The organism is Azoarcus olearius (assembly GCF_001682385.1).
Classification (GTDB): Bacteria; Pseudomonadota; Gammaproteobacteria; order Burkholderiales; family Rhodocyclaceae; genus Azoarcus; species Azoarcus olearius.
The window spans coordinates 3,675,024-3,689,897 of the sequence record NZ_CP016210.1 but is presented as its reverse complement, the minus strand read 5'-3'; the positions used below and the strand labels follow the sequence as shown (position 1 = coordinate 3,689,897).

General features: G+C 66.9%; 12 protein-coding genes. 11 read left to right on the top strand and 1 reads right to left on the bottom strand.

The genetic code is table 11. The features are described from left to right. Positions 1-14: 14 nt before the first annotated feature. From dqs_RS16820 to dqs_RS16775, 11 genes are all read left to right on the top strand, one after another. Complete coding sequence (locus dqs_RS16820) at positions 15-1,949, top strand: XrtA/PEP-CTERM system amidotransferase (protein ID WP_065341207.1); 1,935 nt, start codon at positions 15-17, stop codon at positions 1,947-1,949. 10 nt (positions 1,950-1,959) lie between these two features. Then, positions 1,960-3,177 carry a TIGR04063 family PEP-CTERM/XrtA system glycosyltransferase gene (locus dqs_RS16815; protein WP_041643928.1) on the top strand — a complete coding sequence of 406 codons (1,218 nt, stop codon included), beginning with the start codon at positions 1,960-1,962 and terminating at the stop codon, positions 3,175-3,177. Position 3,178: 1 nt separating this feature from the next. Further along, the gene (gene asnB, locus dqs_RS16810) at positions 3,179-5,107 is read left to right on the top strand and encodes an asparagine synthase (glutamine-hydrolyzing) (RefSeq protein WP_065341206.1); all 1,929 of its coding nucleotides are present in this window, start codon (positions 3,179-3,181) and stop codon (positions 5,105-5,107) included. Further along, positions 5,104-6,315, top strand: a complete 1,212-nt coding sequence (locus dqs_RS16805; protein WP_065341205.1) for a TIGR03087 family PEP-CTERM/XrtA system glycosyltransferase — start codon at positions 5,104-5,106, stop codon at positions 6,313-6,315. The genes asnB and dqs_RS16805 overlap by 4 nt, the downstream gene beginning before the upstream one ends. After that, the gene (locus tag dqs_RS16800; protein WP_065341204.1) at positions 6,312-7,628 is read left to right on the top strand and encodes a nucleotide sugar dehydrogenase; all 1,317 of its coding nucleotides are present in this window, start codon (positions 6,312-6,314) and stop codon (positions 7,626-7,628) included. Before dqs_RS16805 ends, dqs_RS16800 begins: the two co-directional genes overlap by 4 nt. 47 nt (positions 7,629-7,675) lie before the next feature. Further along, positions 7,676-8,902 (top strand): glycosyltransferase, encoded by a 1,227-nt coding sequence (locus tag dqs_RS16795; RefSeq protein ID WP_065341203.1) that lies wholly within the window; start codon positions 7,676-7,678, stop codon positions 8,900-8,902. Continuing rightward, positions 8,902-10,248, top strand: a complete 1,347-nt coding sequence (locus dqs_RS16790; protein WP_065341202.1) for a putative O-glycosylation ligase, exosortase A system-associated — start codon at positions 8,902-8,904, stop codon at positions 10,246-10,248. Before dqs_RS16795 ends, dqs_RS16790 begins: the two co-directional genes overlap by 1 nt. Further along, the gene (locus dqs_RS21145) at positions 10,245-10,550 is read left to right on the top strand and encodes a hypothetical protein (RefSeq protein WP_236778700.1); all 306 of its coding nucleotides are present in this window, start codon (positions 10,245-10,247) and stop codon (positions 10,548-10,550) included. The genes dqs_RS16790 and dqs_RS21145 overlap by 4 nt, the downstream gene beginning before the upstream one ends. After that, positions 10,517-11,215, top strand: coding sequence for a polysaccharide deacetylase family protein (locus dqs_RS16785; protein WP_236778699.1), 699 nt, complete (start codon positions 10,517-10,519; stop codon positions 11,213-11,215). Before dqs_RS21145 ends, dqs_RS16785 begins: the two co-directional genes overlap by 34 nt. 62 nt (positions 11,216-11,277) lie before the next feature. After that, a complete protein-coding gene (locus dqs_RS16780) occupies positions 11,278-12,183 on the top strand; it encodes a glycosyltransferase family A protein (RefSeq protein ID WP_011766988.1) in 906 nt (301 codons plus the stop codon). Positions 12,184-12,193: 10 nt separating this feature from the next. Next, positions 12,194-13,684 (top strand): polysaccharide lyase, encoded by a 1,491-nt coding sequence (locus tag dqs_RS16775; protein ID WP_065341201.1) that lies wholly within the window; start codon positions 12,194-12,196, stop codon positions 13,682-13,684. Positions 13,685-13,696: 12 nt separating this feature from the next. On the opposite strand, the gene dqs_RS20850 is transcribed toward dqs_RS16775, so the two are convergent. Beyond that, positions 13,697-14,872: a hypothetical protein gene (locus tag dqs_RS20850; RefSeq protein WP_157108209.1), complete on the bottom strand. Its 1,176-nt coding sequence runs from the start codon at positions 14,870-14,872 to the stop codon at positions 13,697-13,699. Positions 14,873-14,874 lie beyond the last annotated feature (2 nt).

The following is a 14,874-nucleotide window of genomic DNA, read 5'->3' as shown; positions in this document are numbered from 1 at the left end:
GGAAGACCCTAAGCATGTGCGGAATCGCCGGCCTGTTCGATACCCGGGGCAAACGCGACTTCGACCGCGGCCTGATGTCGCGCATGAACGACATCCAGCATCATCGCGGCCCGGACGAGGGCGGATATCACTTCGAGCCGGGGGTTGCGCTCGCCCACCGGCGCCTGTCCATCATCGACCTTGCCACCGGGCAGCAGCCGCTGTTCAACGAGGACGGCTCGGTCGCGGTGGTGTTCAACGGCGAGATCTACAACTTCCAGGAACTGGTGCCGGAGCTTGAAGCCCTCGGCCACGTGTTTCACACCCGCAGCGACACCGAAGTCATCGTCCATGCGTGGGAGGCCTGGGGCGAAGCCTGCGTGCACCGCTTCCGCGGCATGTTCGCCTTCGTGCTCCACGACCGTCAGCGCGAAACCCTGTTCCTCGCGCGCGACCGTCTCGGGGTCAAGCCGTTGTTCTATGCCCTGCTGGCCGACGGCACGCTGGCCTTCGGCTCCGAACTGAAGGTGCTGATGCAGCACCCGGGGCTCGATCGCCGCATCGATCCGCTGGCGGTGGAGGAGTACTTCGCGCTCGGCTACATCGCAGAGCCGCGCACCATCTTCGAAGGCGCCCGCAAGCTCGGACCGGGCGAAAGCCTTTGCATCCGGCGTGGTCAGCCGGTCGTGGCGCCCACGCGCTACTGGGATGTCCGCTTCACGCTCGACAATCCCCTGTCGCTCGGCGACGCCTGCGCCGAACTCACCGAACGCCTGCGCGAATCGGTGCGGCTGCGCATGATCTCCGAGGTGCCGCTGGGCGCCTTCCTGTCCGGCGGGGTGGATTCGAGCGCGGTGGTGGCCACCATGGCAGCGCTGAGCGACGCCCCGGTAAACACCTGCTCGATCGGCTTCGCGGATCCGCGCTTCAACGAGTCCGAGTTCGCACGCATGGTGGCGGAGCGTTATCGCACCAACCACCATGTGGAGACGGTCGAGTCCGACGACTTCGACCTCATCGACACGCTGGCGGCGCTGTACGACGAGCCCTACGCCGACAGCTCGGCAATTCCGACTTACCGGGTGTGCCAGCTCGCGCGCAAACACGTCACGGTTGCACTGTCCGGCGATGGCGGCGACGAGAGCCTTGGGGGCTACCGCCGCTACCGCTTGCACCTGATGGAGGAGCGGATGCGCTCGGCGCTGCCGCTGGGGGTGCGCCAACCCCTGTTCGGGCTGCTCGGCCGCTTGTACCCCAAGGCCGACTGGGCGCCGCGCGTGTTCCGCGCCAAGACCACCTTCCAGGCCCTCGCGCGCGACGCGGTTGAAGCCTATTTCCACTCGGTTTCCATTCTGCGGCGCGATATGCGCAGCCAGCTGTTCTCCGCGTCCTTCCGGGCCCAGCTCGGCGGTTACGACGCGATCGAGGTCTTCCGCCGCCACGCCGCCGCGGCCGGCACCGACGACCCGCTCGCATTCATCCAGTACCTCGACCTCAAGACCTACCTGGTCGGCGACATCAACACCAAGGTCGACCGCGCCAGCATGGCGCACTCACTGGAAGTGCGCGAGCCGCTGATGGATCATCCGCTGGTGGAGTGGCTTGCAACCTTGCCCTCGGCGCTGAAGATGAAGGGCGGGGAGGGCAAGTACGTGTTCAAGCGCGCGATGGAGCCGATGCTGCCGCACGATGTGCTGTATCGGCCCAAGATGGGCTTTTCGGTACCGCTCGCGCGCTGGTTCCGGGGCCCGCTCAAGCAGCGCGTGCGTGAGGCGGTGCTGGGCGGCACGCTCGCATCCACCGGCATTTTCAACCGGCCCTATCTCGAACACCTGCTCGATGCGCATCAGTCCGGCGCGCGCGATTACTCGGCCCCGCTGTGGACGCTGATGATGTTCGAAGCCTTCGTGCGCAATCTGGACCGCGCAGCGGCGCCGGTTGCTGCCGGCGCCGATCTTGCGCTTGCCTGAGGACATCCCGGTGCGCATCCTCCACATCCTCGACCATTCGCTGCCGCTGCACAGCGGCTACACCTTCCGCACCGCGGCCATCCTGCGCGAACAGCGCGCGCTCGGTTGGGAAACCTTCCATCTCACCACGCCCAAGCAGGGTTTCTCCGCTGCAACCGAAGAGGAAGCGGACGGCCTGCTGTTCCACCGCACGCCGGCCCCGAACGGCGCGGGGCTGGTAAGCCAGATGCGGCTGACTGCCGCGCGCCTGGACGAACTGGTGGGCACGTTGCGGCCGGATGTTGTCCACGCCCACTCGCCGGTGCTCAACGTGCTGCCCGCCCTGTGGGTCGCGCGCCGCCGGGGGCTGCCGGTCGTCTATGAGATGCGGGCCTCGTGGGAGGATGCCGCCGTCGACCACGGCACCACCACCGAAGGCAGCCTGCGCTACCGGGTCTCCCGGGCACTGGAGAGCTTCGCGCTTCACCGTGCAGATCAGGTCACCACCATCTGCGAAGGCCTGCGTGGCGATATCACGGTGCGCGGCGTGGCTGCCGACAAGGTCACGGTGATTCCCAATGCCGTCGATGCCGACAGCTTCCGCTTCGGCGCCCAGGCGGACGCGGCGCTGCGCCAGCAACTGGGCCTGGAAGGTTGCACCGTGATCGGGTTCGCGGGGTCCTTCTACGGCTACGAGGGGCTCTCCCTGCTGGTGTCCGCGCTCGCGCGTCTGGTCGAACGCTTTCCCGCCGTACGTCTGCTGCTGGTCGGCGGCGGGGTGCAGGAGGCCGCGCTGCGCGCCCAGGCGCAGGAGCAGGGCGTGGCCGAGCGGGTTGTGTTCACCGGCCGTGTACCGCACGCCGAAGTGCAGCGCTACTACGAGTTGATCGACGTGCTGGCCTACCCGCGGCTGCCCATCCGCCTCACCGAACTGGTCACCCCGCTCAAGCCGCTGGAGGCGATGGCGCAGGGGCGCATGTTCGTCGCGTCCGACGTGGGCGGTCATCGCGAACTCGTCCGCCACGGCGAAACCGGCTTCCTGTTCGAGGCCGGCAAGGTCGATGCGCTGGCCGACGCGATCACCGCGGTGCTCGAAAATCGCGCGCAGTGGCCCGCGATCCGCGCCCAGGCGCGCGCCTTCGTCGAGCGCGAGCGCACCTGGAAGAACAGCGTCGCCCGCTATCGCGAGGTCTACCGCCGCGCGCTGGCCAGCCGCGGGCGCGACATGACGCTGGCGGAGGCGCGCTGAGATGTGCGGCATCCACGGTTTCTATCGCTTCGATGGCCGCGCGGTCGAGCGTGCGCACCTGTCCGCAATGGGGGATGTCACCCGACACCGCGGGCCCGATGACGAAGGCCAGCACATCGAGCCGGGCGGACGCTGCGGCATCGCGATGCGTCGCCTGTCCATCATCGACCTGGCCGGCGGCCATCAGCCGATCTCCAATGCCGACGACACCTTGTGGGTGGTCTGCAACGGCGAGATCTACAATTTCCGCGAGTTGCGCCAGGAGCTGCAGGCGCGCGGTTACCGCTTCAAGACGGGGTCCGACAGCGAGGTCCTGCTGCACCTCTACGACCAGCACGGGGACGATTTCGTCCATCGACTGGACGGCATGTTCAATTTCGCGCTGTGGGACGCCCGTCGCCAGCGCCTGCTGATCGGCCGCGACCACCTCGGCGTGAAGCCGCTGTACGTGCACCAGTCCGCGAGCCTGCTTGCCTTCGCCACCGAGGCCAAGGCGCTGCTGGCGCTGCCCGGCATGCAGCCCGCGCTCAACCGCGAGGTGCTGGGCGACTACCTCCATCTCGGCTACGTGCCCGCGCCGCATTCGATGTTCGCCGGGATCCGCAAGCTGCCGCCGGCCACGCTGCTGTCGGTGGATGCCCAGGGCGTGCGCGAGTGGCGCTACTGGCGTCTGCCGCAAACCGTGGACCGCACGGTGGGCGAGGCCGAGTGGGTCGAGCGCATCCGCGCCGGCATGGAGGCCGCCGTGCATCGGCAGATGGTGGCGGACGTCCCGATCGGCGCCTTCCTCTCCGGCGGAGTCGATTCCAGCGCGGTGGTCGCCTACATGGCGCGCCATTCCGACCAGCCGATCCGCACCTATGCCATCGGCTTTGAAGGCGGCGAGGCCGAGCAGCTGTACAACGAACTGCCCTACGCGCGCCAGGTGGCGGGGCTTTTCGGCACCGAGCATCGCGAGATCGTCGTCCGTCCGGATGTCGTCGGCCTGCTGCCGCGGCTGCTGTGGCACATGGACGAGCCGGTGGCCGACTCCGCTTTCATCACCACTTACCTGGTGTCCGAGTTCGCCCGTCGCGACGTCAAGGTCATCCTGTCGGGGGTCGGCGGGGACGAACTGTTCGGCGGGTATCGCCGTTATCTCGGCGGCCACTACCTCGACAAGCTCGCCCGCCTCCCACTGTGGTCGCGCCGACTGATGGCACGGACCGCCGGGCTGCTGCCGAGCGATCGCCACTCCAAGGTGCTCAACACCCTGCGGCTCGCGCGCGGCCTCCTGGCTTCGTCCGAACTGGCGCCCGACGACCGCTACCGCCACTACCTGCAGGTGCTGGCGCGCGACGACGTGGCTGCGCTGACGCGCGGGCAGCCGGGCGGCAGCGATGCGCTTGCCGCTGCCTTTGCCGCGGCTGGCAACGACGATGCGCTCAACCGCATGTTCGCGGTGGATGCCGAAACCCAGTTGCCGGACGACCTGCTGCTGCTTACCGACAAGATGAGCATGGCGGTGTCGCTCGAATGCCGCGTGCCGCTGCTCGACCGCGCCCTGGTCGAACTCGCCGCGTCCATTCCGGAAAGCCTCAAGGTCCGCAACGGACGCCTCAAGCACCTGATGAAGTCGGCGCTCGCCGATGTGTTGCCGCCCGACATCCTCGACCGCCGCAAGCGCGGTTTCGGTACGCCGATGGGCGCGTGGCTGAAGCAGCAACTGGCGCCGGTGCTGCGCCGCCTGCTCGCCGCCGATGTCGTGCGCGACCGCGGTCTGTTCGACCCCGCGGTCGTGGCCCGCCTGGTGGCCGACCACGAGGCCGCGCGGATCGACGGTACCGATGCCTTGCTCGCGCTGATGAATCTTGAAATCTGGAGCCGCGTGCATCTCGACCGCCACAGCGTCGACGATGTCACCGCGGAGTTGAAGAGCCTGGTCGCATGAAGATCCTCTACGTCTGCCATCGCTTTCCCTTCCCGCCCAAGCGGGGCGGAAAGATCCGGCCGTTCAACATGATCCGCCACCTGTCGCAGCGGCATCAGGTGACGGTGTGCTCGCTCGCGCGCAGTGAGGCCGAGGCCGAGGAAGGGCGCGGCATCGCGCCGCATTGCGCGGGGTACGAAATGGGGCGGGTGTCCAATCCGGTCCAGGTCATCCGCATGGTGGCGCGGCTGCCGACGCCGGTCCCCTCGTCCATGGGCTTTTTCTACTCGCCTGATCTCGCGCGTCGCATCAAGGCGCTGATCGCGCGCGAAGCCTTCGACCTGATCTTCGTGCATTGCTCGTCGGTGGCACAGTACGTGGCCGACGTGCGCGGCATTCCCAAGATTCTCGACTTTGGCGACATGGATTCGCAAAAGTGGCTCGAGTACGTCCACTACAAGCCTTTTCCGCTCAAGTTCGGCTACTGGCTGGAAGGCATCAAGATGGAGCGCGAGGAGAAACGCCTCGCCGCGCGCTTCGACCTGTGCACCGCCACGACGCGCGCCGAGTGGGAAACGCTGGAAGCCTACGGCACCGGTGTCTCTACGGACTGGTTTCCCAACGGCGTCGACGCCGAGTATTTCAAGCCGGACGGCGGTGGCTACGATGAAGACACCATCAGCTTCATCGGACGCATGGACTATTACCCCAACCAGGAGGCGATGTTCCGCTTCTGCGACACCGTGTGGCCGCTGCTGCGTGAGCGCCGCCCGGGCATGAAGCTGCTCATCGTGGGCGCCGACCCCTCGCCCGCGGTGGCCAAGCTGGGCGAACTGCCGGGCGTGACGGTCACCGGTTCGGTGCCGGACGTGCGGCCTTACGTGCTGCGCTCGGCAGCGATGGTGGCGCCGCTGGCGATTGCCCGTGGCACCCAGAACAAGATCCTCGAAGCGATGGCGATGGGCGTTCCGGTGATTTCCAGCCGCATCGCCGCCGGTGGTGTCGATGCCCTGGAAGGGGAGCATCTCCTCGTCGCCGATACCCCGGTGGAGTATGCTGAGGCGATTTTGCGGGTGCTGCAGGCACCGGCGGAGCGCGAGCGACTGGCGCGTGCCGGACGGGCCCGCATGCTGTCGCATCACGCTTGGCCGCGCTCGATGGAACGCCTGGACGGCATCATCGGGCGCTGCCTGAAGGAATTTCACGGTAACGAGGAAACGACGCAATGAAGATCAGCATTTTCGGCCTGGGCTATGTCGGCGCGGTATCGCTCGCCTGCCTTGCGCGCGACGGCCACCAGGTTGTGGGCGTGGATATCGACGCCACCAAGCTCGAACTCATCCGCTCCGGCACCACGCCGGTGGTTGAAGAAGGCATGGTGGAGCTGATGGCGAACGTCGCCGCCAGCGGCCGTGTGAGCGTCACCACCGATGTGCGCCAGGCGGTCCTCGATACCGAAATCTCGTTGATCTGCGTCGGCACGCCGTCCGCCCCCAATGGCAGCCAGGACCAGGGCGCGGTGCTGCGGCTGGCACGTGACCTCGGCCGCGCGCTGGCCGAGAAGTCTGCACCGCACGTGCTGGTGTTCCGCTCCACGCTGGTGCCCGGCACGGTCGAGGGCAGCCTCAAGCCGATCATCGAAACCGAATCCGGCAAGCGCGACGGCGAGGATTTCCACCTCTGCTTCCAGCCGGAGTTCCTGCGCGAGGGCTCGTCGATCCGCGACTACGACAAGCCGCCGTTTACCGTGGTCGGCGCCAACCACGCCTACCCGGCCGAACGCCTGCGCGAGCTGTTCGGCCATCTGCCGTGCAAGTTCCTCGAAACCTCGGTGCGCGCGGCCGAGATGATGAAGTACTGCTGCAACAACTTCCACGCGCTGAAGATCACCTTCGCCAACGAGACCGCGCGCCTGTGCAGCGCGCTTGGGGTCAATCCGTTCGAGGTCATGGAACTGGTGTGCCAGGACACCCAGCTCAACATCTCGCCGGCCTACCTCAAGCCGGGCTTCGCTTTCGGCGGTTCCTGCCTGCCCAAGGACCTGCGTGCCACCAGCTACCTGGCCAAGACCCACGACGTCGAACTGCCGATGCTGAACGGCATCCTGCAGTCCAACCGTCACCACGTCGAAGAGGCGATCCAGAAGGTGCTTGCGTCCGGCTGCCGGCGGGTGGGCATGCTGGGCCTGTCGTTCAAGACCGGCACCGACGACCTGCGTGAAAGTCCGCTGGTGACGCTGGCCGAGCAACTGATCGGCAAGGGCATGCAGCTCTCGATCTATGACCCGGATGTGCAGCTCTCGCGCCTGCTCGGTGCCAACCGGCGATTCATCGAAACCCAGTTGCCCCACATCGGCGAACTGCTGAAGCCGGAACTCGATGCGGTGATCGGCGAGGCCGAAGTGCTGATCGTGGGCGTCTCCAGCCCCGCCATCTTCGATGCGCTCGCCACCCACAGCCGGCCCGAGCAGAAGGTGCTTGACCTGGTCCGCCTGCCCAACCCGCAGGCGCTGCGGGCCGAGGTTGAAGGGCTGTGCTGGTAAGGCTGGCGCCCGTTGCGCCCCGGCCCCGTCGCGCCGCGGAGGTCTGAGTGCGTCGCGTGCTACTGTTTTCCTCGCTGTTTCCGAACGCCGAGCAGCCGCGCCACGGGATTTTCATCCAGACCCGTGCCGCCAAGCTGCTCGACAGCGGCGACGTAGACCTCCGTGTCGTCGCGCCGGTCCCCTGGTTCCCATCGAAGTCCTCGCGCTGGGGGCGGTTCGCCACCTTTGCGCGTGTGCCCCGTCGAGAACGGCGGGGCGCGCTCGATGTTCTTCATCCGCGCTTCCTGTCCATTCCCGGCAGTCCACCCGGCGCCACCGCGCTGGCGATGGCGGCGGCAGCGCTGCCCGCGGTGCGCCGCCTGATCGCGGACGGCTTCGACTTCGACCTCATCGACGCCCACTTCTACTATCCCGACGGCGTCGCCGCCGCGCTGCTGGCACGCTGGGTCGGCAAGCCCTATACGGTGACCGCCCGCGGTAGCGACATCACCTTCTGGCCCGGCCGCACGCTACCGCGCGCGATGCTGCGCTGGGCGGCGCGGGGCGCCGGGGCCAATGCTGCGGTCAGCGCCGCGCTGGCGGAGGAGATGGCGCGGCTCGGCATCGAAAGGGTGAAGGTGCTGCGAAATGGCGTGGATACCGGACTGTTCTTCGAGGAGCCGCGCGAAGCGACGCGGGCACGCCTTGGGCTGAGCGGTCGGGTGCTTCTCTCGGTGGGCAACCTGATCGAGCTGAAGGGACATCACCTCGCGATCGACACGCTGCAAGCCTTGCCGGACACCTGTCTCGTCATCATCGGCGACGGCCCCGACGCGGCGGCGTTGCGTCAACGCGCGCGCGACGCGGGCGTGGCCGAGCACGTGCGTTTCGTGCCGGTGCTGCCCCAGGCCGAACTCCGTAGCTATTACAGTGCCGCGGACGTGCTGGTGCTCGCGTCCAGCCGCGAGGGCTGGCCCAACGTGCTGCTCGAAGCGATGGCCTGCGGCACGCGTGCCGTGGCGCCGGACGTGTGGGGGATGGCCGAGATCATCACCGAGCCGGCCGCCGGAGAACTCGCAACGTCGCGTAGCGTGCCGGCGCTGGTTGCCGCGATCGGGCGCGTGCTCGCCGGTGGCGTGGAGCGCGCAGCCACGCGCGCCTACGCCTGCCGCTTCGGCTGGGAGGCGACCACCCGCGCGCAGATCGAGATGTTCGACGAGGTGCTGCGGGCATCGCAGCCGGTACGTTCGCGCGCGGGCGCGAGGGTGCCGTTCAGGGAAGGGAGTGCCGACTAGTGCCGTTGCGTGACCTGATGATTGCCGGCCTGCTGGCGATCACGCTGCCCCTGGTCTTCCGCCACGTCTATGTGGGCGTGCTGCTGTGGACATGGATCAGCATGATGTCGCCCCACAAGCTTACGTACGGCTTCATGCACAGTGCGCCGATCGCTGCGGTGGTCGGCGCGGCGACGCTGGTCGGCCTGCTCACGACGCGCGACCGGGTGAAATTCATGTTTCCGCCGCCCTTGCTGTTTGCGGCGCTGTTTCTAACGTGGACTTGCATCACAACCGCGTTCGCTTTCTTTCCGGCAGATTCGATGGGCGATCTGGATCGCTTCTTCAAGATCGTGCTGATGGTGCTGGTTTCCGCCGCGGTGCTCCACACGCGCGAACACATCCGCCTCTTCATCTGGGTGGTCGTGCTGTCGCTCGGCTTGTATGGCGTGAAGGGCGGCATCTACACCATTCTCACCGGCGGGTCGGGGCGGGTGTGGGGGCCGCCGGGGGGCTTCATCGAAGGCAACAACGAACTCGCGCTGGCGCTGATCGTGACCGTGCCGCTGATGAACTTCCTGCGCCTGACCAGCCCCTACAAGCTGGTGCGGCAAGGGTTGGTCGCGATGATGGGGCTGTCCATCATTTCCGCGGCGGGGTCGCAGTCGCGCGGCGCGTTCCTCGCGATGATTGCGATGGCCTTCGTGCTGTGGTGGCGTTCGCCCCGCAAGTTGCCGGGGGCCATCGTGGGTGTGGTTGGCGCGTTCGCGCTGCTCGCCTTCATGCCTCAGTCGTGGCATGAGCGCATGGACACGATCCAGACTTATCAGGAGGATGGCTCGGCGATGGGCCGTATCCACGCCTGGCAGACCGCGATCAATGTGGCGAACGACCGAGTGGTCGGTGCCGGCTATTCGATGTACGTTCCCTTCGTGTTCGCGATCTACTCGCCGAAGGACAGCGACAGCAAGTTCGATGCGGGCATTGCCCGGGCGGCGCACAGCATCTACTTCCAGGTGTTGGGCGAGCACGGCTATATCGGCCTCTTCCTGTTCCTGATGGTCTGGTTGACCGGATGGCGCGCGGCGGCGCGCCTGCGCAAGAATTCGAGGGACAAACCGGATATCGCGTGGCTGTTCCAACTCGGTGGAATGACGCAGGTATCGCTGGTCGGCTTCGCCGTGGGCGGCGCCTTCCTCAGCCTCGCCTATTTCGACCTGCCCTATAACGTGGTGCTGGCGGTGGTGCTGGCGCAGCGCTGGCGCGCCGAGCGCGCCACCCTGGCGGAGAAGCCGGTCGAACCTCTGCCGGTCAAGGTACGGCCGACGTTTGCGCGGCGTCTTGTCTACTGGATACGCACCGCATGAACGCCTTTTCCACGCTCGCTGCGCTGATGTCGCCGTCGGGGCCGCGCGCGCGCCTGTCCATCCTGATCTTTCATCGCGTGGCGCCGCGCCCCGATCCGCTGTTCCCGGGCGAGGTGGACGCGCGCCGCTTCGACGGCATCCTGCGCTGGGTGTCCGGCGCCTTTCGCGTGTTGCCGCTGGGCCAGGCGGTGGAACTGTTGCGGCAGGGGCGGCTGCCGGCGCGGGCAATGGCGATCACCTTCGATGAGGCTATGCCGACAACCACGATGTGGCCCTGCCGATCCTGCAGCGCCACGGGCTGAGTGCCACCTTCTTTGTCGCCACCGACTTTCTCGACGGCGGCCGCATGTGGAACGACACGGTCATCGAAGCCGTGCGCCGCGCGGAGGGCGGGGTGTTCGATCTGCGGGATCTTGCGCTCGGGTGTTTCGATCTCAAAACCCCGGAGGCGCGGCGAGCCGCGATCGACACGGTGCTGACCGCAATCAAGCACCGCCCACCGGAGGAGCGCACGCGGGTTGTGGCCGAAATCGGCGCGAGGGCGGGTGCTGCGTTGCCGGACGATCTGATGATGACCTCGGCCCAGGTTCGGCGTCTGCACGACGCGGGCATGGAAATCGGCGGACACACCTGCAGCCATCCCATTCTCGCGACGGCCCCGTCCGAGCTTGCGCGGCGTGAGATCGAGGACGGCAAGCGGCGTCTGGAGACGATCATCGGCGCTTCGGTCGACCTCTTCGCCTATCCCAACGGCCGCCCCGAGGCGGACTACCGGGCCGAACATGTCGAGATGGTGCGCGCGGCGGGTTTCAAGGCGGCCGTGTCCACCGCTGCGGGGGCGGCTCATGCGGCAACCGACCTGTTCCAGTTGCCGCGCTTCACGCCCTGGGATCGCTCGCCGATGCGCTTCGGCCTGCGCTTGATGAACAACCTGCGTCGCCTTGAACATGCCCAGGTGGGAGCATGAGCGGGGCGAACGCTCAACCGCCATTGGCGGAACGACCAGAAACCAGTTCGGGAGAGACTCCAATGCAGGGGGAAAACGAAACCAAGGCGGCGTTTCCCGTCATGGTGCTGGCGCACAACGAGGAGCGCCACATCGAGGCGTGCCTGGACAGCATTTTCCAGGCCGACCCGGGACGCAGCTTCGACGTCTACGTAATGGCCAACGGCTGCACCGATCGCACCGAGGCGATCGTGCGCGATTACGCGCTGCGCCAGCCGTCGGTGCATCTGGTGTCGATTGCGCTCGGCGACAAGTGCAACGCCTGGAACGTCTTCATCCACGAAACCGTGCAGGCCTGCTGCCCGGGCCGCCCGATCTACTTCTTCGTGGATGGCGACGCCCGCTTCGTGCCGGGTTCGTTCAGCGCAATGGAGAAGGCGCTGGCGGCTGATCCGGTGGCCAATGCCGTGGGGGCGCCGCCCGCCTCGGGCCGCAGCGCGGAGCATGACCGCCGCGAACTGCTGGAGGAGCGCGGCCTGGTGGCCAATCTCTACGCACTGCGCGGTCGCTTTGTCGAACGCCTGATCGCCGCCCGCGCACGCATTCCGCTGGGTCTCGAAGGTGACGATGGCCTGATCGGAGCACTGGTGCGCTGGGATCTGGACCCGCAGCATCCGATGGATTCGCGCTTCATCACGCCTTGCGCCGACGCCGGCTTCATCTTCGAATCCATGACGCCGGCCCGGCTTGCAGACTGGCGCGCCTACTGGAAGCGGATGATCCGCTACGCGCGACGCCGCTACGAGTTCGCCCTGCTGGGCGAGCGCCTGCGCGCGCAGGGGCTGGCGGGCATGCCGCAGCACATCCAGGAGCTTTACGCCGGCGCAAACAAGTTGCGCCTGACCTGGGACGGCATCTATACCCTGACGAGCTGGATTGCGCTGACCCAGATGCGGCGCATCGGCCGCGAGCGCGGGGGCGCACACTGAGGAGAACGCCATGCGATGCGTCGCGATCCGCTGGACCAGGCTAAACGCCCTGCTGGCAGCCCTTGCCGTGTTGCCCAATCCGGTATCCGCCGCCGATGCGCCACCGCCCATCCTCCGGATGGAAGACGGTCCCGGCGGCGCCACCTGTGAAGATTACGATGCCTCGATGCGCTTGTCCTGGGTGCGAAAAGGCGGTGACTGGGTGGATGCCAATGGCACTCTGCATGGTGCCAAACCGTTCGCCTCAGTGCAGGTCATGGGCGTGGGTAGCCGGGCCGTGGAGCTTGATCTGACAGCGCTGCTGAAACGCGCGGCGGACAAGAGCGGCTTTCACGGAGTGCTGATTTCCGGCATCGGCGGGCCTGAAATCGTGCTGGCGACGCGCGAGAACCAGAATCCCGCCCTCCGTCCCAGTCTGGTAGTGAAGACCGCTGACGGACGGGAGCAGCGACTTCCTCCGCGGGCGGATACCTATCTCAACTGCACCTCCAACAAGTCACTCGGCACCATGGAGTCGATGCGCGCGGGCGCCGGGCAGTATGCGGTGCTCGACTTCGACCTGGGCGGGGTAGGGCTGAAGAACATCCGTCAGGCGACGCTGGAACTGTACCCGCTCAACATCTACGGACGCAGCGCCTTGCTGTCCGCGTTTGCGCTCGACGGTCCGGTGCTCCAGCCGGCCCCCGCGCCCGAGTCCGGACTGGCAGCGCAGCTTGGCGAGGCGCGCCTTGCCGACAATCCTGCGGTGCTGTTTACCGAGACCTTCGAGGAGGCAGGGTGGATCAAGCGCTGGAGCATCTTCGGCGAGCAGAGCAAGGCCGAGGCGGTAACCAGTGGCCCGGGTTTTGCGCCGCTGCAGGGCAAGGCGCTCAAAGTGACGGTGCCAGCCGGCGGCAAGCTCGGCCTTGACCTGCGCTACCGTTTCCGTGAAAAGCTGGGCAAGGAGCCGGAAGAGGCCTATCTGCGCTATTACGTGCGTTTCCCTTCGGAATGGAAAACGCCTGTGGACGGCGGCAAGCTGCCCGGGCTGTCGGGAACCTACGGCCGCGCGGGCTGGGGTGGACGCACTCCCGACGGCTACAACGGGTGGAACGCGCGGATGCTGTTCCGGCGCCAGGCGCCCGAAGGCCATTCGATGCACGACAAAGTGGGGGTTGGCACCGAGTTGTCCGTTCCAGAGGTGCCCGGGGTTCAGCGCGAGGGGCACTTCACCTGGGCGGGCGGACACGCCGGCGTGCTCGACAAGAACCGCTGGTACTGCATCGAGCAGTACGTGAAGATGAATACCGTGGGACAGGCGGACGGAATTGTGCGCGGATGGGTGGATGGCCGTCTTGCGTTCGAGCGCACCGGTGTCATCTTCCGCCACACCGACAAGCTGAAGATCGAGGAGGTGTGGATGAACGTCTATCACGGGGGCGGTCAGCCCACGCCCCGCGACATACCGATGTATATCGACAACGTCGTGGCCGCCACCCGCTACATCGGTCCTGCGCGATAGCCGTGGGGGCGGCTAGCTGCCGCCACGGCGGGGACCGCCAGCGGTGTTCTTGTAAAAGAAAACATTGCTGGTGACGGAATTGACCAGGATAAACACGTTGTATTCGGGCAGGTAGCGCCAGCGGCCGTAAGTGCCGTTGCGCGCCTGCGCGGGCGGCGCGCCCGTTGCGCTGCCCGCCTTCCAGGTCTTGGTCGCCAGGTCGAGGATCATCGGCGCGCCGCCTTTCCATGCCACGAACTGGTCTGCCTTGCTGTCGTAATCGAAGCCGGGCGCCTGGGCGTCGTGGATTTCTCCGCCGCCGGCCTCCAACACTTGGTCCGGATAGGGTTTCAAACGGTGGGCATTGGAGTACGGAGCTCCCCCTTGGGTGACCCAGTCGTTGCTGACGACCCGGTTCCGGACGATATCCCATACCAGAAAGTCATTGTTTCCGACCGACCAGAACAGCTGGCGCCGACTATCGATAGCGGCCGTCTTATTGCCACCCACCTCATAGCGGGGCCAAAGGGGGCGGTAACCGAACCCGACCATTTGGGTCCAGGCGTTGTGATCGACGTCGTAGCGCCACAGGCCTCGCGCAGCACGCACGATGACTGAATGGCCCGCCTTATCGTAGGCGGCAGCGAGGCCGTAGCCTCCGGGGCGTGAACCACTGCCCGCGTTGTGCCACGTTTTCTGGGAAGGGTCGAACAGCCACGTGACCGAACTTCCACCCCCGCCGGGAGACACCGCGCCGCCCTGAGCGAACAGCCGCTCCACATGCTCAAGGTAGGCTAGGCCCCCGTAGGTGTGGCGCGAATTGGGCCTGCCGTCCGGTAGCGGGTCTCCGCCTCCTGTCTTGACGACCTCGCCCGGGCTAGGATCGGTCAGTCGCGTCCAGCGGCCCCCACGCAGATCGAACGCATAGATCTCGTTGCCCCAGTAGTCGTTGTGGCCGCCGCCCCAAACGAGCATAAGACGCGGCCCCGGAGCGTAAGCTCCGCCGCCCCATGCTTCGGTAATCCCGATACAGCCCATCGTTGCCCGAACCCCGAAGCTGTCTGGAGCGCAGACCTCCTTCATCTGGGAATTGGGGACCTCCAACCAGGAGTTGGCCGGCATGTCGAGCAAGGCCTTCTCAAAGGCAGTACCCGGCGGAGGGGTGTCTTTGGCTGACGCGACCGTCGTCAGTACGGTCAGTGTCAGCACGG